Source organism: Sphingobacterium sp. UBA865 (assembly GCF_002295765.1).
Taxonomy (GTDB): Bacteria; Bacteroidota; Bacteroidia; order Sphingobacteriales; family Sphingobacteriaceae; genus Sphingobacterium; species Sphingobacterium multivorum.
The window spans coordinates 251,883-274,500 of record NZ_DBGB01000010.1 but is presented as its reverse complement, the minus strand read 5'-3'; the positions used below and the strand labels follow the sequence as shown (position 1 = coordinate 274,500).

The 22,618-nt window shown below is 39.8% G+C and carries 19 protein-coding genes; 4 read left to right on the top strand and 15 right to left on the bottom strand.

All coding sequences use genetic code 11. The features are described 5' to 3' along the window. A partial coding sequence (locus B2O97_RS05100; RefSeq protein WP_286767054.1) for an NUDIX domain-containing protein occupies window positions 1-493 on the top strand: 493 nt, incomplete at its 5' end. 24 nt (window positions 494-517) lie between these two features. Here B2O97_RS05100 and B2O97_RS05095 read toward each other — a convergent pair. The 7 genes from B2O97_RS05095 to B2O97_RS05065 all read right to left on the bottom strand — a co-directional run bounded on the left by B2O97_RS05095 (window position 518) and on the right by B2O97_RS05065 (window position 4,162). Further along, window positions 518-850: a hypothetical protein gene (locus B2O97_RS05095; RefSeq protein WP_147282059.1), complete on the bottom strand. Its 333-nt coding sequence runs from the start codon at window positions 848-850 to the stop codon at window positions 518-520. A gap of 232 nt (window positions 851-1,082) precedes the next feature. After that, the gene (locus B2O97_RS05090; RefSeq protein ID WP_115049755.1) at window positions 1,083-1,343 is read right to left on the bottom strand and encodes an Ada metal-binding domain-containing protein; all 261 of its coding nucleotides are present in this window, start codon (window positions 1,341-1,343) and stop codon (window positions 1,083-1,085) included. 10 nt (window positions 1,344-1,353) lie between these two features. Further along, window positions 1,354-2,067 carry a 2OG-Fe(II) oxygenase gene (locus B2O97_RS05085; RefSeq protein ID WP_172462286.1) on the bottom strand — a complete coding sequence of 238 codons (714 nt, stop codon included), beginning with the start codon at window positions 2,065-2,067 and terminating at the stop codon, window positions 1,354-1,356. Window positions 2,068-2,236: 169 nt separating this feature from the next. Continuing rightward, window positions 2,237-2,668: a MarR family winged helix-turn-helix transcriptional regulator gene (locus B2O97_RS05080; RefSeq protein ID WP_112373596.1), complete on the bottom strand. Its 432-nt coding sequence runs from the start codon at window positions 2,666-2,668 to the stop codon at window positions 2,237-2,239. Between the two features lie 48 nt (window positions 2,669-2,716). Then, complete coding sequence (locus tag B2O97_RS05075; RefSeq protein ID WP_046671708.1) at window positions 2,717-3,352, bottom strand: nitroreductase family protein; 636 nt, start codon at window positions 3,350-3,352, stop codon at window positions 2,717-2,719. A gap of 12 nt (window positions 3,353-3,364) precedes the next feature. Then, complete coding sequence (locus B2O97_RS05070) at window positions 3,365-3,733, bottom strand: DUF1304 domain-containing protein (RefSeq protein ID WP_070565167.1); 369 nt, start codon at window positions 3,731-3,733, stop codon at window positions 3,365-3,367. 3 nt (window positions 3,734-3,736) lie between these two features. Next, window positions 3,737-4,162 (bottom strand): organic hydroperoxide resistance protein, encoded by a 426-nt coding sequence (locus tag B2O97_RS05065; protein ID WP_046671710.1) that lies wholly within the window; start codon window positions 4,160-4,162, stop codon window positions 3,737-3,739. Window positions 4,163-4,328: 166 nt separating this feature from the next. Between B2O97_RS05065 and B2O97_RS05060 the strand changes: the two genes are divergently transcribed. From B2O97_RS05060 to B2O97_RS05050, 3 genes are all read left to right on the top strand, one after another. Then, on the top strand, window positions 4,329-5,243 hold the full coding sequence (locus B2O97_RS05060; RefSeq protein ID WP_070565164.1) for a helix-turn-helix domain-containing protein: 915 nt from the start codon (window positions 4,329-4,331) through the stop codon (window positions 5,241-5,243). A 93-nt stretch (window positions 5,244-5,336) separates the two neighbouring features. After that, window positions 5,337-6,098, top strand: a complete 762-nt coding sequence (locus tag B2O97_RS05055) for an SDR family NAD(P)-dependent oxidoreductase (protein WP_046671712.1) — start codon at window positions 5,337-5,339, stop codon at window positions 6,096-6,098. 192 nt (window positions 6,099-6,290) lie between these two features. Next, complete coding sequence (locus tag B2O97_RS05050) at window positions 6,291-7,028, top strand: metallophosphoesterase family protein (protein WP_046671713.1); 738 nt, start codon at window positions 6,291-6,293, stop codon at window positions 7,026-7,028. A 110-nt stretch (window positions 7,029-7,138) separates the two neighbouring features. On the opposite strand, the gene B2O97_RS05045 is transcribed toward B2O97_RS05050, so the two are convergent. From B2O97_RS05045 to B2O97_RS05010, 8 genes are all read right to left on the bottom strand, one after another. Continuing rightward, the gene (locus B2O97_RS05045) at window positions 7,139-9,295 is read right to left on the bottom strand and encodes an IPT/TIG domain-containing protein (protein WP_115049753.1); all 2,157 of its coding nucleotides are present in this window, start codon (window positions 9,293-9,295) and stop codon (window positions 7,139-7,141) included. Between the two features lie 61 nt (window positions 9,296-9,356). Next, on the bottom strand, window positions 9,357-12,608 hold the full coding sequence (locus B2O97_RS05040) for a TonB-dependent receptor (protein ID WP_286767053.1): 3,252 nt from the start codon (window positions 12,606-12,608) through the stop codon (window positions 9,357-9,359). A 100-nt stretch (window positions 12,609-12,708) separates the two neighbouring features. After that, on the bottom strand, window positions 12,709-13,707 hold the full coding sequence (locus B2O97_RS05035; RefSeq protein WP_115049750.1) for a fasciclin domain-containing protein: 999 nt from the start codon (window positions 13,705-13,707) through the stop codon (window positions 12,709-12,711). Between the two features lie 3 nt (window positions 13,708-13,710). Continuing rightward, on the bottom strand, window positions 13,711-15,054 hold the full coding sequence (locus tag B2O97_RS05030; RefSeq protein ID WP_115049748.1) for a fasciclin domain-containing protein: 1,344 nt from the start codon (window positions 15,052-15,054) through the stop codon (window positions 13,711-13,713). Next, window positions 15,044-16,165 (bottom strand): fasciclin domain-containing protein, encoded by a 1,122-nt coding sequence (locus tag B2O97_RS05025; RefSeq protein WP_115049746.1) that lies wholly within the window; start codon window positions 16,163-16,165, stop codon window positions 15,044-15,046. Before B2O97_RS05025 ends, B2O97_RS05030 begins: the two co-directional genes overlap by 11 nt. An 11-nt stretch (window positions 16,166-16,176) precedes the next feature. Next, window positions 16,177-17,382, bottom strand: coding sequence for a hypothetical protein (locus tag B2O97_RS05020; protein ID WP_115049744.1), 1,206 nt, complete (start codon window positions 17,380-17,382; stop codon window positions 16,177-16,179). Beyond that, complete coding sequence (locus B2O97_RS05015) at window positions 17,382-19,115, bottom strand: DUF4397 domain-containing protein (protein WP_201649453.1); 1,734 nt, start codon at window positions 19,113-19,115, stop codon at window positions 17,382-17,384. The genes B2O97_RS05020 and B2O97_RS05015 overlap by 1 nt, the downstream gene beginning before the upstream one ends. Window positions 19,116-19,119: 4 nt before the next feature. Beyond that, window positions 19,120-22,584, bottom strand: coding sequence for a TonB-dependent receptor (locus B2O97_RS05010; RefSeq protein ID WP_236590834.1), 3,465 nt, complete (start codon window positions 22,582-22,584; stop codon window positions 19,120-19,122). Window positions 22,585-22,618 lie beyond the last annotated feature (34 nt).

Sequence of the window (22,618 nt, the reverse complement as noted above, 5' to 3'; positions counted from 1 at the left end):
GTCAATATCACCATTATATCCACAAAGTCGAGAAGCTTATGATCGTGGCAATGGAGCCGTCATTTTACTCTATAATACCAGTGCTCAAACAGTCATATTAACAAGACAATTTCGAATACCAACTTACATCAACGGGAATGAGTCAGGCATGCTTATCGAAGCTTGTGCAGGTCTACTTGATCAAGATTCTCCCCACGACTGTATACGAAGGGAAACAGAAGAAGAAACAGGCTATCAGATCAAGGAAGCAAAAAAGATCTTTGAAGCTTATATGTCTCCAGGTTCTGTAACTGAAATTCTACATTTTTTTATAGCAGAATACACCAATAACATGAAAGTTGGTGATGGCGGTGGTTTAGAAGAAGAGGAAGAGCATATTGAAATTCTAGAAATCAATATTGAAGAAGCACTACATATGATTGATACAGGTGAAATCATAGATGGAAAAACCATTATGCTACTACAATATATTCGATTAAAAAATATACTGTAGACGCCTAATTTAGATGATAAGAGGCTAGTGATTAACTTTCTCAAAGATGAACTTTGGGTCTTGGAAATTGATGGTTGAAGGTATATAATGTGGAATTCCCATATACACTTGCTCCTTACCTGTACCTAAAATATACAGAGACCCTTTTTTTAATAAAGCAAAGGGTCTTCTTTTTTTCTGTCCCCAGCCAAATGGCGTATAATAATAGTCCCCAAGTAAAGTGTCTTTTTGGATATTGCCGCGAATGTCTCCCGAATCAACCTCACCTCCAGGTCTATAAAAGAACAATTTACCATGAAAACGGCTCTCAAAAAGATTAAGATCCAAACGAGCACTGTCACGTTTACTATGAGCCATATAACTCAATACTTTAGTATCTCGCCTCCCCTCTTCACAGCTTATCAACAGCAGAGTCGAAAAAATAAAATAAACAGCAATCGAATATAAACGCATTTTTCTTTTGATCTACGATAATTAATCCCGTCTCAAGATAAACACAAAATTCAACAATATACAAGGAATTTGACATAAGATGCTTTTTCCAAATTTGATTTACTTAGATTCTCTATATAATCAAACTTAATGCGAACTACACTTTATCAAATCTTTTATTTTCTTCCTTCCATTCAACGTAGTTCGCTTTTAAGCAGTGCCCACAAGGGCGATATTGATGTTTTAGCGCTTCTTGCTCAGTGGAAAAAAAGACCCTGTTCTCCCGCTTCATCCGTTTTCCCGAAATACAGCAAAGCAATCCATAAATTTTTAGCTTTTTATTGCCACCAAAGTGAATTTCTCCCGCTCGAATCTTGGCGCGCAATGAAGCATCTGTTATATTTTTATGCCATTCCATTGTGTGGGATTTATTTCTCGGCATCATGAAAAATAATACCCAACGCATGGCGTTCACCGGCTGTGACTTCACTCACCCCATGTTTCATATTAACCCTAAAATAACCCGTTCGTCCTTTCTCAGGCCTAAAATTTGTTGCGAATAAAACGAGATCACCTTTTTTAGGTTTCAAAACAATTGCCTTTGATTGAGCCCGTGGAACTTGTTGTGTTAATACAAATTCTCCGCCCATAAAATCGACTCCTGGCTCATTTAACATCAAAACCACCTGCATCGGAAAGTAAACCGCTCCATACAAGTCTTGATGTAGCGTATTGAAACCTCCTTGACCATATTTCAAAATCAATACTGTTGCTTTTTCTTGTCCTTTCAAACGGCAATCCGTCAAAAGGTCTTCATGTTTCAATGAAAATGATATATCGATTTTCAGCGCACGAAACCAGGCATTAGCAATGACGGTAAGATAGGGATAAAGTTGAGATCGAATCGTTTGAATCAACTCAGGTAGTGGGTAGTCAAAATATTTATACTCCCCTAATCCGAATCGATGCCTTTCCATAACGACAGTTTTACGGTAGAGCGTCGAATCGCTATACCCTTTTTTTAATAGATCGCATTGTAAAGCTGTCAACAGGTTTGGTATAACCACATAACCATGCTTATGCATCTCTTCTGTAATCAAAGGCCAATTTAGATCTTCTATCTTTTGAATGATATTTTCCATACCACGAATCTCCACATTACAGTCGTATGAAAAAATCCGAAATATGCTAATATGATGTATAATAAAAGGAACGAGAACATGTATCGCTCAAGACAATCCATAGCACAAAAAAAGGATTAAATACAGGCAGGTGTATTTAATCCTTTTTTGATTTCATATCGTATAAAAACTAGCTATTCCCAACATTATCCACGATTTTTTCTGCCAAAGCTTTAAGCTGAACCATATCAGTATAGTCGAGCTTAAGGGCTTCAAAAATCTGCATGGGAATACAGCTCGCCTTTTCCTTCAATTGCAATCCTTGTGCTGTAAGCTGTATCTTCACGACGCGTTCATCTTCTTTGCTTCGTGTTCGTGTAAGCAAAACTTTAGCCTCCAAGCGCTTCAATAGTGGTGTAAGCGTTCCATTATCTAGAAATAACTTAGCCCCCAATTGATTTACTGTCTGCTCATCATTCTCCCATAAAGCCATCATCGTGATATACTGTGGATAGGTCAAGTCAATCTCTTCAAGAATAGTTCGATATTGCTGCATAATTTCTCTATGTAGCACATACACGGAAAAACAGAGTTGTTTGTCTAATTTTAATAAATCATCCATCTTGCAAATATATTGAGTTTCTGAGGGATTGAAAAAGTTGTTTGCGGTTTATTTGAATTCAACAACAAACTCTTCCTTAGGAACCCGAACCTTCTTCATCGTCGAAATCCAATCTCTCGAAGAGTCCGCCACGCCAACATACATCAATGAAACGCTTTTTAGTCCATGCTTTTCTAATTGTAGAACCTCATCCACGACTTGGTTATCAAAACCCTCGGCGGGTGTGGAATCGACACGAAGTTCAGCTGCCTGAGCCAACGCCAAACCTAAAGCAATGTAAGTTTGTCTTGCAGTATGTGCAAAATTTCTTTCGGCAGCTTCACTCAAATAAATAGATTTCAACTTGTCCGTATAAGAACCAAAGCGTCCCCTTGGCAAATCCCGCTCATCCGTTGTAAAATCATAAACTTTATCAATACGTTCTTCCGTATAACGATCCCAGGCAGCGAAAACAAGCACATGTGAACATTCACGCATACAGTCTGGATTTAGTGCTCCTTTTGCCAGTTCTTCTTTCAATGCCTGATTTTCAACAATCAATATCTTAAATGGCTGTAAACCCGAAGAAGTAGGTGCAAAGCGTGCAGCCTCAACGATTTTATCTACATTTTCCTGACTAACTTTTTTTGTCGGGTCGTATGCTTTCACAGCATGACGCCATTGTAAATCTTCTATTAATGACATATAATTATAGTTTTATTTTAAGAGAATAACGGATAACAACGCCAACAATGCAGGAACTCCTTGTACAAAAAATATCTTTTTGCTCGCTGTAATTCCGCCAAAAACACCGGCAACAAGGACACATCCTAAAAAGAACAGGCATACATTGTAACTCCAGATGGGGTCATTGATTAAAAAAGACCAGGCTAAACCTGCAACCAGAAAGCCATTGTAGAGCCCTTGATTTGCAGCAAGCCCCTTCGTTGGCTTAAATAATTCTGCCGGAAGAGCCTTTCCAAAACTACGTTTTCCTGCAGTTTCCCAAGCAAACATTTCCATCCATACAATGTATACATGTTCTAAAAGTACGAGTGCTGTAAGCACGTTGGCAATATAATTCATATATTATTCGTTAGTTGATACCGTCAATTTGACATCCATATTACCCCTTGTTGCATTTGAGTAGGGACAAACTTGATGTGCTTTTTCAATCAATTGTTGCGCTAATTCCAGGCTTACACCAGGTATATTTGCATGTAATTCTGCAGCCAAACCAAAACCACCATTATCCAATTGTCCGATACTCACATGGGCTGTTACCGAAGTTTCGCCCGCTTTTACTTTTTCTGATCTAATCACTAAATTCAAGGCACTATCAAAACATGCCGCATAACCAGCCGCAAAAAGCATCTCTGGATTGGCATAATCATCATTGGCCCCGCCTAGACCTTTTGGCATACGAACAGCTAAATCCAATACACCATTTTCGCTTTTTACCTGACCATTTCGTCCTCCCTTGGCTGTCGCACCGATGTTATATAACGTTTTCATATTTTAATTTGTTTTGTTTGTACAAATGTATGGTAAGGATTTATATTGTGCAAAATATAATTTTGCAATTTACATTAAAATGAGAATAGCAAAATCTCAAAAAAAGTACAGTGTTACCGAATGTAATCTAAAAGCACTACATTTGATTATTGCAAATAGGGCTTAAATGAAAACAACTTCCATCGAACAATTTTATCGGGAGATCAATGCGAGTATCCCAAAAGAGATCGCAAGAGAGATTGGTCATTTTAATGTGTTCAGTTATGAGGAACTTGCCGCTAAGTTGAAAGATAAACCGATCATGCCCTACAATAAGCGAACGTATTATAAAATCAGTTTAATCACAGGAAAAAACACGGCCGAATATGCCGACAAAGTAATCGAAATCGATGAATCGGCACTTGTATTTGCTACTCCTAAGGTTCCTTACCATTGGATACCGAAAGATGAGCATCAAAAAGGTTATTTTTGCGTTTTCACCGATGAATTTCTGGCAAGGAATAAAAGTGGTGTGATCATAGATGATTTGCCGATCTTTCAACCAGGCGGCCTTCCGATTTTCCAACTATCAGAAGAACAACGCATTGAAATAGAGGGAATCTTCCTAAAAATGAATAAAGAGCTATCTTCAGATTACGTTTTTAAATACGATCTGTTGCGAAATTATGTGCTTGAAATCGTCCATTATGGCCAAAAGCTGCAACCCAAAAGTATAACAAATCCTACACACAACGCCTCCAATAGGATTACTTCATTATTTGTAGAATTGCTAGAAAGACAATTTCCACTTGAATCTCCGATGCAACGCCTACAACTACGAACAGCTAATGATTTTGCGGAACGACTGGCCATACATGTCAACCACCTGAATAAAATTTTAAAGGAAAATACTGGAAAAACAACCAGCCATGTCATCGCAGCCAGAGTCACACAGGAAGCAAAAATTTTACTGCGACAAACCGATTGGAATATATCTGAGATTGCTTATTCACTTGGCTTTGAGGAGATCGCCCATTTTTCCAATTTTTTCAAAAAGCAAACCAGCTTTGCCCCAAACATTTTTCGTTCCCAAACGTTATAATTTGAATTTCGCAAACATCCATTTGCATTTCGCAAGGAAAGGCTCAACTTTTCGGCGGATCTTTGTGCTATTGAATCTTTAAAACAAATTAAAATGGCTACAAACAAAATAGCATTGGTAACAGGCGGAAGCCGTGGTTTAGGTAGAAACATGGCTGTTAGCCTTGCAAAAAAAGGAATCGATATCATTTTAACCTACAATAGCAATCAGGAGGAAGCGGATCATGTGGTTGCTACGATACAATCTTTAGGGCAACATGCAGCTGCATTCCAATTGGATGCAGGAAATGTGCAGTCCTTTAATGGCTTTATTGAACGGGTTACGCAACATTTGCTACAACAAACGGGAAAGTCTAATTTTGATTTTTTGATCAATAATGCGGGCACTGCCTTATATGCACCCTTTATAGAAACCACAGAAGAACAATTTGATACAGTTTATAATATCCATTATAAAGGGGTATTTTTTCTCACGCAGAAAGCTCTTCCCTATTTGAATGATGGCGGACGTATTATCAATATTTCCTCTGGCCTCGCCCGTTTTGCATTTCCGGGATCATCTGCCTATGGCTCGATGAAAGGGGCAATCGAGGTACTCACGAGGTATCTTGCCAAAGAACTCGGTCCTCGAGGTATTGCAGCAAACGTCGTTGCTCCTGGCGCAATCGAGACTGATTTTGGTGGCGGGCATGTGCGGGATAACAAAGAAACAAATGCGCATATTGCAGCTGTTACAGCTTTAGGACGTGCTGGTGTACCCGATGATATCGGTGGAGTGGTGGCCTTCCTTTGTACAGAAGATGCAAGATGGATCAACGGACAACGCATTGAAGTATCGGGCGGGATGAATCTTTAGTAACGTATCACTTAAATAAGCACATATCTGAGGCTATTCGATATGTGCTTATTTAACAGTATTTCTTCACCAATCCCATCCAGTTCCTCCTCTTTTAGAATAAAAATTATAATGCTATTATCATTTTCTTCTTTACCTCTTAAAGTGTACGTTGACTGACTATCCGAATGATTATGTTTGTAGCATAAGAATATGATACAACTTGCCATAATAAGTGACATTCATGCCAATTTAATTGCATTGGATGCGGTATTAACAGATATCAAAAATAAAGGATTAACACAAATTTACTGCTTAGGTGATCTTGTTGATTTCGCTCCCTGGGGCAATGAAGTCATTGACAGAATACAAGAAAAAAACATTCCATGTCTACTGGGAAACCATGACCAACGAATTGCTTTTGACGAAGCCATTATCCCTTTACCACACCATGATGTAATAGAGACTTCAAATCGAGAAATCGCCATCAAGCTAAGTAAGAAGGAGATATCGGCCCCTCATAAAAAATGGCTAGCAACATTACCCTATACCATTGAACTAACCTTCAAACTTGGAACGAGTTTTAGGAAAATACTTCTTGTCCATGCCAGCCTCCAAAGCAATGACGAATACATCCATGAATCAACCCAAAAATGTGCTCTATCAACTCAATTAAAGCAAAAAGCAATCGATATTCTGGTGATGGGACATACACACCATTCTTATATTCAACAGGATGGAGATGTCTTGTTTATCAATTGTGGTTCCGTCGGACGTAGTAAAGAAAAAGACAGAAAAGCAACTTACACAATAATAACCTTATCTGAAAAAGAAATTAATGCCGAGATCGTTAAAGTAAACTACCCAATAACAGCTGTCGCAAATGCAATTTACGACAGCAATATCCCCGATTTCTACGGAGACTTTTTACTTGCGAATAATACACTTTAATCATTGTCAATTTGCTAGAATAGCTAAATCCCCGACATATACTCTGCATTATTTTCAAAGAGAGGGTCTCCTAAAAAACAATACGGTTGCATCGGGGATTTGTATAGTTATTATTTCAGAAACAGTTTCCGAATAGCTTTATTACCAACATCCAGAAGATAGATATTACCATCTTTATCTACGACTATGTCTTTTATTAGACCAAACCGCGCTGTAGACAAAGTTCCATCCACATATCCATTCGTTCCCTTTATCAAAGTAGTCACTTCCCGTGTTGACATATTGACCTCCCGAATAGCATAGTTGTAGTTATCAGCAACAATCAATCTGTTATTTAATCCTGCTGTGATACCGCCTATTCCGTTGAAATATGTGTTCGTTCCAATCCCATCTTGATAACCTGCATCCGAACCTCCTACCCAACGTTCCCCACGTGTAACACCCGGTCTTACAATTTCAATCCCGTTATTGCTGCTCGTATTCTGATCCGAATAATACAAAACTCCTTGACTATCTACAAAGGGCTTTGCCATTACCCAACTAGGTCCAGGTACCTTAGTATAACCTCCAGCCAGGTTGACTTTGTTTATTCCCTGCGCAAAACCAGCTACTGCCACATATAAATTCCCTGACAGATCTAAACACATTGCACCCGGAGAAAATCCTTTTGCGTGTATAGTGCGTTTGCCCGCAGCTGTAATTTTAAAAATCTGATTTGATCGCTGATCGCTGACATAAATATTATTTTGCGTGTCAACAACTATTCCTGTAGGATAGTCGAATACAGCATTGGCACCATCTACCTGCAAAATAGATACACTTCCAGTCGGAGATACCTTTTTAACTTGTTTATTCTCTGGATCTGCGACATATAAATTTCCCTGCGCATCTATCGCCATTCCAGCTAGGTTATTGCCGAATACCGTACTTCCTGGCCCCCCTACGAATGTCATTACACCTGCGCGACGGAACGGTTGCGGTGCTAAAGCATCCTGACCGCCAACGATTACCTTTACCTCGCCTGTTGCAACACCCTGTGGTGCTTCTATAACCAACTTATTCTCACTAGCACCTGTCACAGGGGCCAAAACACCGTTGAAATAAACCCTATTTTCGGCAGCATTTGTACTAAATCCAGTGCCCAATAACGTTACACTTGTTCCCGCCAAACCATTGTCCGGACTTATAGAACGAATACCAAGCGTCTGATCTTTAAACTGTGGTCCTTCCACGGATTGATCGTTGACTACAACCCTTACCTTTCCAGATCCAGTTCCGCCAGGAATGATCAACTTCAGCTGATTTTCACTACTTGAAGAAATAGCAACTTGCTTCCCATTTATAAAAACCTGATTTTCGCCAAGTTCTTTACTAAATAATAGCCCGCTTATTGTCATTTCAGCCCCTTTAGGCCCACTCAAAGGAGAGACAGCGCCGATTTCAGGCTTGCCTACAACCGTAAATTTCGGACCCGAAATCTTCTGTTCATTGATATTCACGGATAGAGGTCCGGTACTGACGCCAGCTGGAGCCACTACCACAATTTTTTCAGGACTAGACTCCAATACGACCGCAATCTTTCCATTGAAATCAACGATATTCCCCGAACTGACTTTTTCGAAGCCTTCCCCCATTAGGGTAACTTTGGTTCCCGCCCCACCTGTTAATGGTTTAATACTGCGGACGACCTGATAAGTAAAATTCTGTCCTTGAGACTTTTTACCATCCACACGAACTTCTACAGCACCATACCCTGCATCTTCGGGAATTTCTGCAACGATTAATTTATCTGTAACACTCACAACTAAAGCTTTTTTGCCATTAACATAGACTTCTGCAGGTTTATCTGTACTACCAAACCCCTCCCCATCAATCCGTAGCTGGGTGCCGCCTGTACCATTTGTCGGAAAAATTTTTGAGACTGAAAGATCTTGATAGGTATACGTACCGACATCAAAACTATTACTTCCATACTTCAAGACAATTCCGCCACTTTTGTCCCCTTTTGGCACACGTAAAACAACCGATGTTGAAGTAGCGCTAATGACCTCTGCTGCCCCCCCTGCAACTGTTGCAGAAAATTCTGTAATTGCCCCGCTGAAGCCCTGTCCTTCAATCGTAACTAGTGTGCCAGCTTTACCAGAATTGGGGTAATAACTATCCACTTTAGCCGGAATTTTATCGACCAATTCTTCCTTTTTACTGCAACTGATCGTCGCAATAGCCATCCAAATAGATATGATGACTAGATTAATTGTATTTTTCATTGGAATAATTTCTTATAACTATATATCCGCTATCCTTTTAGGTTTTTCCCAAATGACCAAACTAGAATGTATATCGAACCCCACATTGTATTTGTGCTCTTGAGTTAAAATAATCGATGCTATAAGGCTGCCCAGGATCACTAAAGGTAAATACGGGCCAGCTATCAGCATTTTGCCTCGGCGGAAATAATGATGGGGTAAGTCCCACACTACTCGTCGAGTTAAATGTATTGGGCGAGAAATATTGAATACCCCATTTCTTGGAGATTAGATTAGTCAAGTTCATAACATCCACCGAAAATGTTATAAATCGTTTCTTTGACTTCTGAAGAAAGAGATCATGTGCAATTCGTAGATCTGCCTGTACATTCCATGGCGTACGTCCCATATTACGCTCTGTAAAATCTCCTCTACGAGAGCTTAGATAATCATTACCATCAATGAACCGATTAAAAGCATCTGCTTGCTGCTGAGCAGAAAGACCATTTGCAAGATCTTTAAAGTAATGAATTGTTTCCGTCTGTCTTGGAATATAAACCAAACTTACTTGTTGCGGCAAGCCTTGTATGCTATTATTGACGATACCATAGGTAAATGGACTTCCAGATTGCGCACTGATATACAAGGTAAAATTCGTACGTCCTGCATTACGCCAAATTTGTTCGTAATTTATACTCGAAACGATACGGTGACGGATATCGAAATTACTGTAAGCTAACTTTGGATTATTAGGAATAAGTGACTGATTCAGTTGCCAGTTACTTTCCATAGAATTACGTACGCCATTACTTAAATCCTTCGATTCTCCATAGGTATAACTCAGTGTAGCATTCATTTTTTCTTTGATCGTTTTTCCAATGGTCCCTGTTATACTGTAGCGGTAGCCTTGATTGGTATTACTCAGAAGATATACATTCGAGAAACGATTATCCACAGTACCGCTATAAACAGGTTGTTGTTTGTTGACGTCATATCCATACCATAATGGGTTATCCTTGTTGTTCAGCTGCTGAAATAGAACATCTTTAATATTCTTTGTATAAATACCTTCAACCGTAAATTTCCAGCTCTCAACCTTGTAATCTATACCCAAGCTAGACCGCAGCACCTGCGGCAGTACAAAATTGTTATCGACCAGATCAACCTGCGTTTTTCCGGTACTTGGATCATTAATGACAGCGCCATTCTGCGCTATAAACTCACCTATTCCATTCGGACTTGGCTTTATAGGGTCAGACCCAGGTGCAAATGGTTTCTGATCTGCTTTTTGATCGAAAGCGCCGTAACTGTTCCCCGTATTATAGTATGCATAAGCCAGCCAAGCAAATGGTATACGCCCTGTAAACAAACCGGCACCACCCCGGACAGTCAGTTGTTTATCGTCCATTGCCTCCCATCGAAAGCCAATTCTCGGAGACAACTGTATCCTATTTAGAAACTCATTTCTTAACCGATTCGGTGGTGTATAGGTGTAGGTTTTACCAAAAGTGGGGTCAGACCACATGTCATTGACTTTATCACTTCGTGTCGGCATTGTTGGCAAGGCTGCCAAATCCGCACGGAGTCCAGGTATGATTTGGAAACGATCATTTATACGGATTTCATCCTGAATGTAGAGACTATACATATCAACAGAGAAGTTAGCCGCGGGATGATCCAAAATGTAAGAGTGTGAATTATCCTTATAGTTGTAACTTCCTCTTACGCGATACGGAAAATTCGCGACGAAATCTGCAATACTATTGTAATCAACCCGGCCATTCCAGCTGTTAACAAACCCATACCGAATGCGATAAAGCTCATTATGTGTTCCAAATAACAATTTATGCCTGCCTTTTGTCCAATTTAGATTGGCCGTAATCTCCCAGGTACCTTGTCGCATGTTAAATATACTAGCTTCACGATCAGTTCCAAGATAAATTGTTGTGCCCGGTGTACGCCCTTGTATCTGTACCTGAGGTAAGGAAGGATCACTTAACGGGTCACGTCGATCATTTACCTGTGTATATCCCAACACAATATTGGAAGAAAGATTATTACTGAATCTACTTTTCAATTCTGCAACGGTACTTGTTTGGTTGTTTTCTTGTTCAAAGGCCATACTACTGAACCGAAAATCCTGTTGATCCCGATCCATATGAGTTGCCTTACTAAAGATTGTATTGTTACGGATTGCCAACTGATGTTTGGCATTTATATTCCAGTCTAAACGATTGAAAAACTTGGTTGACCGGGACCAATTTGTATAATTACCTGCGGTTCCAATATTAAAAATATCACCATAGCGAGAACGAGCGGCTTCGGCTATTGCTTCTACATCGCGCTGCTCCAAAATATGAGCTGTTTCGATAGTCCCAACACGCAACTGCGTAGGATCTTGGCGCCTGGTAAACTCCTCATTACTGAAAAAGAATAATTTATCTTTTATTAAAGGAAACCCTATTCGGAAACCTGTTTGATAATCATAAAAATCTTTATTCATTTTCCCCAAAGTTCCCACCCGGTCCTTACCCGTTAACGCGGCATTCCGTCCATAGGCGTAAACCGATCCTTCAACTTGGTTTGTACCACTTCGCGTGACAGCATTGACCGAACCGCCTGTAAAATTTCCGATCTTGACATCGTAGGGAGCCAAATATACTTGCATATCCTGGATGGCGTCTATTGATATGGGGTTTGTTCTTGTACTGCTCCCCGCCATTCCTGAGGTCCCCGTTTGTCCGCCAAGAGAGGGGCTAAAACCTATTGCATCATTATTGATGGCACCGTCTATCGTGACATTATTATACCTAAAGTTTGTACCACCGAAACTATTATCGCGACTTCCTTGCGGTGTAAGCCGAGTTACATCCGTAATCGAACGGTTGACTGTAGACATATTCCTTACTTGCGCGCCACTGAAATGATTTCCCGTCCCTACTGTCCCAGCCCTTGTATCAGCTTTCCGACCAGTCACAACGACCTCACTAAGTGTTTCATTACGCTGTTGCATAATAAAATCCGTCTGCAAGGTTTCTCCCAAACGCACAAATATATTTTCTTTACGTTCTGTTTGTAATCCAATGCTACTTACATCAACTGTATATGGACCGCCAATACGAATATTATTTAAAGTAAAACGTCCATCTTTATCGGTCGATTGCACATAACGGGTCCCTGTTGGTGTGTGTATCACAGTAACGGTCGCCTTCTCCACAAGAGTTCCACTGCTACTTTGCACCTTTCCGTTAATTGTACCCGAAGTTTCCTGCGCAAAAGAATTGAGCGCTTGCAAAAGAAACAAAAAGAGTAAAATTAGCTTTAGTATTGACATTATAGGATAGAAAGTCATGGTTGATCTTCCTATGCATATACTGTCATTTTGATATCTATTCATTGCTATGTTTCATTAATTCGTTAGATAAATCTTCTTATTACTGTGTTAGCCGGAGCCCCTGATCAACAATATGTAGTACCCCATCTCCGGTAAGGATATCCTGTTTCTGTAATAAGACATCATTTGTATTCCCCAAACCCCGAAGTGTTATGCCGCTAAAAGAGCCCGGAGAACTGGTATTTGGAACCAACTTAATGTCAACACTGTTACCATCTAGCATGGTTTGCTTAGACATATTTGTATCACCCGTACTCAAGATATAGTCGTAAACAAAACGACGGTCATGGAGAATATGATAGCGGACTATCTTTTTCAGGTCGTCTAAATTGGCCAGCTCCACATCCTGCACGGATTGAAATCCCAGCAGATTCATAGCAGCATTATTCGGTGCAAAAACCGTATAGGCTCCCTGATTTTTTTTTTCGGATAAAATGCCGGTCCTTTTTATAGCACGAGCAAATATGCTGATACTCGCATCTGCGTTGATAGCATCGACAATCTTATCATGTACATAGGGGGTCATAACGCGGTCGAGCACTTGAATCAGTCCATTAGATGCAGGCAAATTTTGTGTCAATATACGTGCTCCATTCAGCGTCAGTACTGTATCGGCTCCTTTTACCCAGTGTGTGGCATAGACCTTACCGCGACGTGTTTTCAATTCTTGATTAAACAGAAAAGGAAGCTTATTGAGCTCATATTTTCCATCCAGTATGTGATAATTAGCGATATTAGAAACTATTGCTGCGCGTTCAGACAGCATGCTCACCACAGTTGGATAACCCGCCTTTCCAAAGGCATTGTCGGATGGAGCAAGCAAAGTATAGGGACCTTCGCCCTTTTGCAGCTCTTTATCCATATTACTGACGCGCAATGCAGCATTAAATACCGATAAATTAAAATTATCGGCAACGACCAAGTTGACCTTATTATTGTCAAAATTCGTCGTGTTTTCTTCCTTTTTACAAGCAAATAATAGATTGATCGTCAGCAAAAATAGGCTACACTTGCTATAACTAAAATTATGTCGTCTCATCTTTTATTTAAGTTTAAATCCTTTTGGAAGCAGTAGGTTATCAACAACGTGGATCGGTCCATTAACCGTATTGATATCTGTCTCAATAATATTGATCGGTGCTTGCTCAGCTTCTTTGATTTTCATTTGGATCTGGTTTCCATTTTTAGAAAAAGCTAAAGGCATCTTATAAGCGTATCGAACCTGACTACTCCCCCCTATATTCACATAATAATCGTTTAACAAGGCAGGATCCAGATCATTACTATAAAAGACTGTATTATTGGACATCGCTATGCCATAAGCAGGATCCTCAGTTGCAAACACTCTGCCCCAATTGCGATGAAAACTGAATAAAGTATCTGTCGGATATGATCCACGTGGTTCAAAATACAAGTCGTCGTATCTTACATCTCCCCGTTTAGCATTAAAAGCTAGAATATCGGCCACGCTATTAAACCCTGCTTTTCGAAAGGCATCATCTGTTGGTGCAAATGTGGCTGTCAGGTTGAGATTAGGTAACTCATTGTAAAATGGATCCCTATCGATATCCCATCCTCGTTGATAGGAAACTCTGGCCTCTGGATAATAGCTCAAAAACTCCTCTTTACTCATACGATATCCCCATAGAGGCTCAATATCATCCAACATTTTTTCATAAAACATTTCCTCGGACAAACGTTGGGATTCCACAAAAAAAGTAAACCTTCCGTCAGCTATTAGCGCCTCCAATATGGTCATAGTAGGCTTTTCGATCACTTTTTCCAACATATAGATACCGCCATTTGTCGCGGGCTCATAAGCTAATTTTCCTTTAGACTTACCATTGACTAGCAAATCGCCATCTTTCACAGCGAGATAATGACGATAAGCATAGATGTCGTAACGTCTGCCGACTGGCTCGGTATTATCATAAAAAGGTACTCGATAATTTTGATTTTTTAACATCGATCGAACCATGAGACTATATTTACCAAGTTTAGTTTGGTTAAGATCTCCTAAAAAACTGTAAAATTGAACGAAATCGGCAGCTTCCTCAGTAGTCATTTTTTGAATAGTCTCTAGTGTTATTCCAACTTGCTTCAACGCATTATCGGTTGGCACCAATACGGTCACTTTTGTATTGACTCCAGCAGCCTTAATCAGTGCTACAATGTTACTTTTCTGCCATGCTGCTAAAAAAACTTTTGCTTCGTTATGCTCTGTCAATAGTTGCGTAACATCCTGTGAAGCTTCGTTTTTATAGGGAACTTCCTCCCCCACAAGCTCCGGCATGAACTCAGTTTTTTGGCAAGATAGCAGTACAAACACAGCAGTAGTACATAACAACAGCATATACCAAACGGCATTTATTGATTTATTTTTCATCTTTTCCTTTTTTTATCGCTTGATCTGGGCTTACCAGCCCTTGATCTAAATCATGTACCAGACCATTACTACACAAATAGTCCATTTTAGCGCCGACAGCATACGTTACATCAGCGAGTATAATCGAATAGAAAGTATCATTGTCACGGAGTCTCATATTATAACTCAATTTCCAAGTCGGATAGACTTCATTGGCAAAATATTCCATATAATGTACCTTATCTTTCAAGTGGTACTTGTAATTACCGTTCGAATTAATGATCGTAAAAACCTGTGAATCCGATATAAAAAAATGTTTATCGTACATGATGTAGGCACCAAACAATACCTCAGGGACGTAATTCTGTGGAACAGCACTATCCAAAAATTCCATCGTAATCCCTCTCTTTTCTAGGGCCTCATTTGTTGGTGCAAATACTGTAAAAGGGCCTTTTCCAGCAAACTGATCCCACAGACCAAATTTCTTCAGTCCAGCCACAAAAACGGTATAGTCTTTCTTGTCACTGAGCCAATCCTGAATATTTTTTTCAAATTGTGGTTTCATAACCTTATCCAGCACATGCAACACCCCGTTGGATAAAACCACGTCTTTGCGGATCGCTTTCGATCCGCTAAAAAACAGCATATTCACGGGATTAGTAGCCCCAGGTGAGACAGAACCGATTGAGGCATACAATTCGGAACCTTCCAGTGTTGCATACCTAAAATCCACTGAGTTACTCGGAATATCGCTCACATAAAGTCGCCTTGGGAGAATATGATAAGAAATCAGTCTCCGCAAGCTATCCTTATTCATTCGATCAAAATCGGTTGGGCGAAACACACCGATCTCATTAAAAGCGAGATCGTTTGGAACGAGAACTGTAAATGGACCTTTGCCATTTAGTTCGACATTCAGACCAGTTCTCTCCAACGCTGCATCAAAGAGGCGCATTTCATAATTATTACGAATAAAATCGGCTGCCGGTCGTACATTTTCATTAGGTTGGGGCACCGTGAGATTATCATGTTTGCAGCCTTGTAGCAACAAAATAAATAAGCACGCAGAAAACCAGCCTGTAGCATGAAGCAGTGAAACCTTCTGTTCTATTTTGCTATTATATTGAATCATTTCTGCTAATTTTAGTAAATAGGTGGAGCATATTTTCGTTGTATGGTCGTTAGGTAGACGCGACCATTGACAATTTCGATCGTATTGACCGTTGCGAAAGTGCGTGGATTATCCTTTCCCGAATGTACGTTGACCAACAAATTTGGAAGCAGTGTTCCGTTTTCATTACTGGTCAATCCTACTTTTCCGTTTAGGAGACAATTAAGTACAGCCCAGTTGCCACCTGTATTTGTCTCACTGTCATAAAATGGATTCGCGACGGGATCCATTCCAGGTGTAAAAAAGTCAAATCGTTGCCAAATAGCTGTGCGGATACCGTTGGATTTACTACTCGCCCATAACGGAAAACTTGCATAGGCGTTCACTTCATTTGAACTTGTATTACGTTTAACGGTCGTCAAAAAACGCCCTTGGTAACCATTTACTTTTGCAGCATAATGGCTGAGCTCTTCCTGACTTTCATAAAGTGACAAAAATACATTCATATCATCCTTAACACCATTTTTGAAGCTTTTCAACCGATAATCATCATCTTTTAAGCTTGCATCGGCTTCCCAGAACCCTTTTGCACTCATATTGTAAAAGTTTACGTACACCAACGAATCTGATAAAGGTAGTTTATAGAAATTTTCATGTCTCAATAAGACTCCATGATCCTTCTTTAAAAAATCCCTTTGCAAAAGATGGAGTGTATAAACTTCTTTGCTTTGAAGATTGATCACCGTGTCAATGAGAATGTCATTTTTCAAACGATCTTCCAATTCGAAGAAGGGTACCGTATTTTTTGGACGATACGCAAATACGACCCTTACTTCGCCTGAAGGCACCTGAGCCCAGCTACTTAGGTCAAATCCGTTTAAAATAGGACCGACTAGGACATTTTCCTTTCCTGGATATTCGGGATTGCTTGGGTCTGTACTGTTCCCGATGTGAGAAGGATATGGGGGAGCATAAGGATCTCGTTTATCCAAGAAATCACCTATAATTTCCGCTCCTGTAAATTTTCCATCAGAACCTATTTTTGGATTGATAAGCATACAGAAATAGGGTACTTTATCATCTTTGCTACCCATAGTCTGTACGTAATTGACATTATTAAAAACACGTAGATAAGCCGGCTCGGCAATCTGTGTATATTCAATTTTCGTACAGGAAGCAAGCAATAGTATAAAAATGGCCAGTAGCCAAATACGACTTGATATATTTTGCTTTTTCATTATTTATTATGTTTGATAATGATCATTCGCGCTTTTTCTTTATCGGACGATCCCGAACCACTTTTTCCAATCAATGCTACAGTATAAATCCCTGGCTCAAATGCTGGCAGAGGCCTTCCAATGGTTGTATACAGCGATTTATTTGCTATAAACTCCGTCGATTGCAATACGTCAATATCGTCGGCCCAGACACCTGGTATTACGTCTGGTTTAGAACGATAAGCCATTATTGCGTAGGGATTCGTCATAATATTTACATTGGTATAAGGCATATTAATCGAAGGGATCCCAGGTTGCAGATTTACATTGCCACTGTTTCCGAAAGGCTGTCCGTTAGGTAGCGTAAAGGTGATATAAGGATTGCTTGCCGATAGATTTAAAAAGCGATTAAAGAAGAAGAATTTAAAAGCTAGCCGGCTGTATGTCCCATCGTCTTCAGCCGGTAAAGGGAGCGTACCACTCAGATCATTGGAAATGAGAAGCAACTGAGCCTTTCCATTTCCATCAGGATAGAGCCATAACGTATAATTTTGATTGCTCCGCAATTCCTGTTTAATCGTCGCAAGTACGTTTCCAGTTGCATCTATAGCCTCAATATCATATTGCTTCTGGGTAAACACACTATAATTACTTCCTTTTCCAAATCCGATACCACTGGCAATAACCTTTCCATCGACCCTAAACCCTATCGATTGATCCTTATATGCATTTACACCTTGTATCCTCAAATAACTTTGATTCGTTGGCGCAGCAATATCTGTAATGATCTGAAACGAATTTTGATAGGCTGAAACTGTCTCATTCAGCTCATTGGAGAAATAATTAAATCGCTGTGGAGTGACTACGATCGTATAAACACCACCAGGTTGAAAATCCTGAATCGGAGCATAAGTAAAATTAGTAGACTTCGCATAATCTTTTGGGATGGTGGAAGTCGGTAAATCAATGAGCCCGTACTCAAACCGACCTGAGCCCAAAGAAGGAAGGGGTCTGCCATCTGCTACCAATATCTTGAATTGATAAGTCCCATAAGGCAACTCGATGTAATCAGAACTAATCTGAGAAGCTGCTATTGCACTGGTTTTTTGATTCACCAATGTACCATCTGCATAGGCTAAAGAAATTGGACCAACGAGATTTTCTTGCGGACCATTCATTCCAATAGCTGGATTTTTAATTGTCCCACCGAGATTAACAATGCGGATTTTAAAATGGTCTGGCTTAGTGGGACTAGTCGTAGCACGCGTTAGTGCTACAACTTCCGGTTGACCATTCACGAATAAGGAAGGAAGCAAAAAATAATCCTTGGGTTGCTCATAACTATTGTCAACCTTGACTTTAAAATCATGGTTCAAACCAAAACCCTGATAAAAGCGAGCTGCAAACTTAAGGTCTGCCTCTTCTTTCTGGTCAAAAAGATCTTGTGGAACTGTCCATATCTTTGTCAAACGTCCGTCTGTTGGGAAATATGAGGTTCCAGGATATTTATGATTCCCCGGATTTAACGGATGCAACACAACAAAACTTGTCAAGCTGTCGCCATTAGCAATAACCTGATTAAAGTCAGATAGATTAACAATTCTAGTATTTGAATTTGGCCGGTTTTCAGTTACAGGACGATTGTCATTAATCACATCCAGTTTTTCCTTTTTACAAGAAACAAAGGATAAAAAACATAAAGCTGTAACAGCAAAAAACCGACAACTCACGCGTTTACACATACTGATTTTCATTGGATTAAAATAAGTTATAGGTAAAACCGATCATAATTTCCGCACCGCGCTTATAACTTCTGTTGATATACTCATTTCCATACCACTTTCCTCCGGTTTGCGGATTCGCATAAACAGTTTTAATAGCAGGATTCATTATATTTTTGGCATAGCCTTTAAACAAGATCCGTTTATTTAGCTTTTGGGAAAAAACAAAATCAAGGTAAGGCACGGGCTGTGTATACAGATCCGGTTCCCCTGTCAGATTAATTTGGACTAAGCGTTCCCCAACCATATTAAAGGTCACAGTGAGATCGGTTCCTGATTTGTCGTTATCATAGTTTAACCAAGCATTAATCGAATAAGGAGCCTGTTCAAACAACGGACTATTTTTTGGGGTATATCTATCCAGTGAACGATTTGCTTCATAACGCTCCGCAGATTTCTTAATTTCACTTTGAGCCAATAAAAGATTGGTACCCAAAAACAAGTTTTTTAAAGGATCATATAATGTTCCCAAATTCTTGACAACTTCAAATTCCAATCCCCATACCTTACCAATATTACCGTCATTCTGAAATTGGATGGTTGGAAATTCAGGATAAGTAGCAGCTAACCCTTGGGTTTTTAGATTAAAGACCTTAACCAATTGATTTTCTATACGCTTTCCAAAAGCCGACACGGCAATAACCTCTCCTTTAGCAGGAAACCATTCCCATCGAAAATCCGCATTTTGGGTATATTGATTTTTCAAATTGGGATTACCAACAACTAAGCCCATTTGAAAGGCATCAAATTCAAATACATTGGTAATCTCACGCAATTCGGGTCTCGCCAGAGTCGTGTTGAAGGCCCCACGAAAATTCATATTGTCATTCAACGTATAGGTTGCATTGACAGAATAGAATGGTTTATATTTTGTTTTATAGACAGAATTGGGATTAATCGGATCCAGAGGAATACGTGTACCATCTGGAGATGTTGCGGTCAGTGCAGGGTCTAAAAATACATTCGCAGTATCCACTGTCGAACCAATATTTGTCATCTCAAACCGAACTCCTCCGGCCATTCGGAATCGTTCAGCAATCTTGAGATCCAGCATACCATATAATGCATTGGTTTCAAAATAACCTTTGTAGTTATTTGGCGATTTTTGGCTATTGTATAGAAAACCACCTACTGGCATCATACCTTCACCCTGCCCCGCTTTTGGTAATACAACACCTACAATTTCATTGCTTACCAAACGGTCTAAATTACCCTGAACATCATATAATGGAATTGATTTATTTCCAGTGAAATTAGACCCTGGCAGAAACAGCTGGTTTTCTGTAAATTTACGATCCCTAAATAAATAATTGAATCCCGTTTTAAACAACTGCTTTTCACTCAATAGCCTGAAAGGAAAACTCAGATCAGCTTTTGCATTAAAATTATCTTCGTTCAAATTTCTCCATCTCCGACCATTAGGTTCAGCTTGAATAATACCATAATTTCCGAATCCGTTTACATAGCCCGATGTAAGTGCATAGAGATGTTCAGAATATACATAGTCATCAAAATGAGCCTGCTCACCTATAATGGGACGCCGATACCATCCTCCACCCCGAGGTTTGTAGTCTACAAGACTAGCAAATCTAAAATCCGGATCATTCTGTGTGGACTTTGAAGTTGCAACATTATAACTCAAACGAGGTGAAAACTCATTTTTCAAAAACTTATGTTCGCCCTGTAGGTTAAAGGTATTCAGATTACGGAAGGTCTGTTTAAGCGAATGAATAGTACTTCTGACTTCGCCAGGCAAGCCCGAATACTCATAGCGTCCATTTAAATTTGTTGCAATAGACTCTCCTCCCCAGCTTCCCAAATATTGCATACTGACCTCATGCTGTGGATTAAAACGGTAGGTGACCCCTACAAGTGTACCATAGTTTAGTGTTTCGGTTCCTGTATTTTCGCTATAAGTTTGATACTTCCCCATAAAAAGACTATTCGGTGTAATATAATTAGGGATATTCCTAAAACTAAAAATATCAGGATTACCAGTCACTACCCCTTGATAGATGCTATACTGGGTCAGTTCGCCCTGATAAATATCAGCGGTTCTTCTATAATAATTTCCTCCGACAATAAGCCCCAGTTTGTGTTTTCCAAAAACATCATAACTATTACCGAATGTTGCCGAGTAAAGCTGATTCATAGGTGCACGGCGGTATCGAGTTGTCATAACAGGATCGAACCCTTTCATAATTTTATTAACCCGGTTTACCTCCTGGTATCCTGAGGGACTATAGTTGCTATTGGCGATCATATCCTGGATGGAACTTAATCCATTGGGATATTGCGTTGCAAGATTTAAAAAATCCGAGGAAAGGTCTTTTTTATTGATTCGTGTCCCCAATAATCCCATCTCACTGTTCCAAAAGCTGTTGTAATTTCCTCCCAAACCGATGTTAGAATTGAGCCCGGTTTGAGCGATAAGCTCAAATGTCATTTTCTCAGGTACAGATTTCGTTTTGAGCTCAACGATACCCGAAGCAGCATCGGCAGGTTTATCTGGTGTTACTGTTTTATAAACGGTAATATTATCCAATAAGGAAGCCGGAACAAGGTCCAATGGGATGGCACTACGGTCAGGATCAGAAGAAGCCAATCTTACGCCGTTCAACTGACCGATCACAGATCGATCACCTAGCCCTCTTACCGCAACATATTTGTCATCAGTCACCGTAACGCCCGTGACGCGTTGCAATGCTTGTGTCGTTGTAATACTTGCGGTACGCTCGATCAATTCGGCCGAAATAGCATCCTGTACAATAGAAGCGCGTTTACGTTCTTCCAGCACGGCCGTTTCAGTGTTCATTTTACGCCTTGCCTGAACGGTGACCTCTTCCAATGCTGTAGCAAGAGGGCTCAATCCAATAACAAGGTTTTCCTTTACATCATTAATTTCAATTTCCTTGGTCTGATAGCCCAGATAGGAAAGAACGAGAACAGTAGGAATTTTAGAAATCGATAGCGAAAAGTTTCCATTTGTATCAGAATTCGTTCCTCCAGATGTCCCTTTAACACGGATAGAAACGCTGGCCAATGTCCTTTTTGTCTGTTGATCAATAACTCGACCAACCAAGCGCTGCTGCAATACATCGGCGGGCTCTTCCAGCACAGTCCGAAGCGCCGTAACAACAACCAGTTTATTTTTCACAACATAACCGAACGGTTGTCCTGCAAAACATATATTCAATGCTTCTTCAACAGTTGCATTGTTTAGATTGACATTAACGGGTTTTGCTCGGTTAAAGAGCCCATTATCGTAAAAAAAGTCATAACCGCTCTGCTGCCTTATTTCTTTTAAAATAGCTGGGATATGACTATTTTGTTTGTTAAGTGTAATACGTTGACCGTAAGTAAACGCACTGACTTTCACCAACAAACAAGTTAAAAATACCATGGTGATTTTCATAACACGCATGCATTGATAAAAACTCATATATTTGTTGTTGTTAATATTATTTGATGATCAT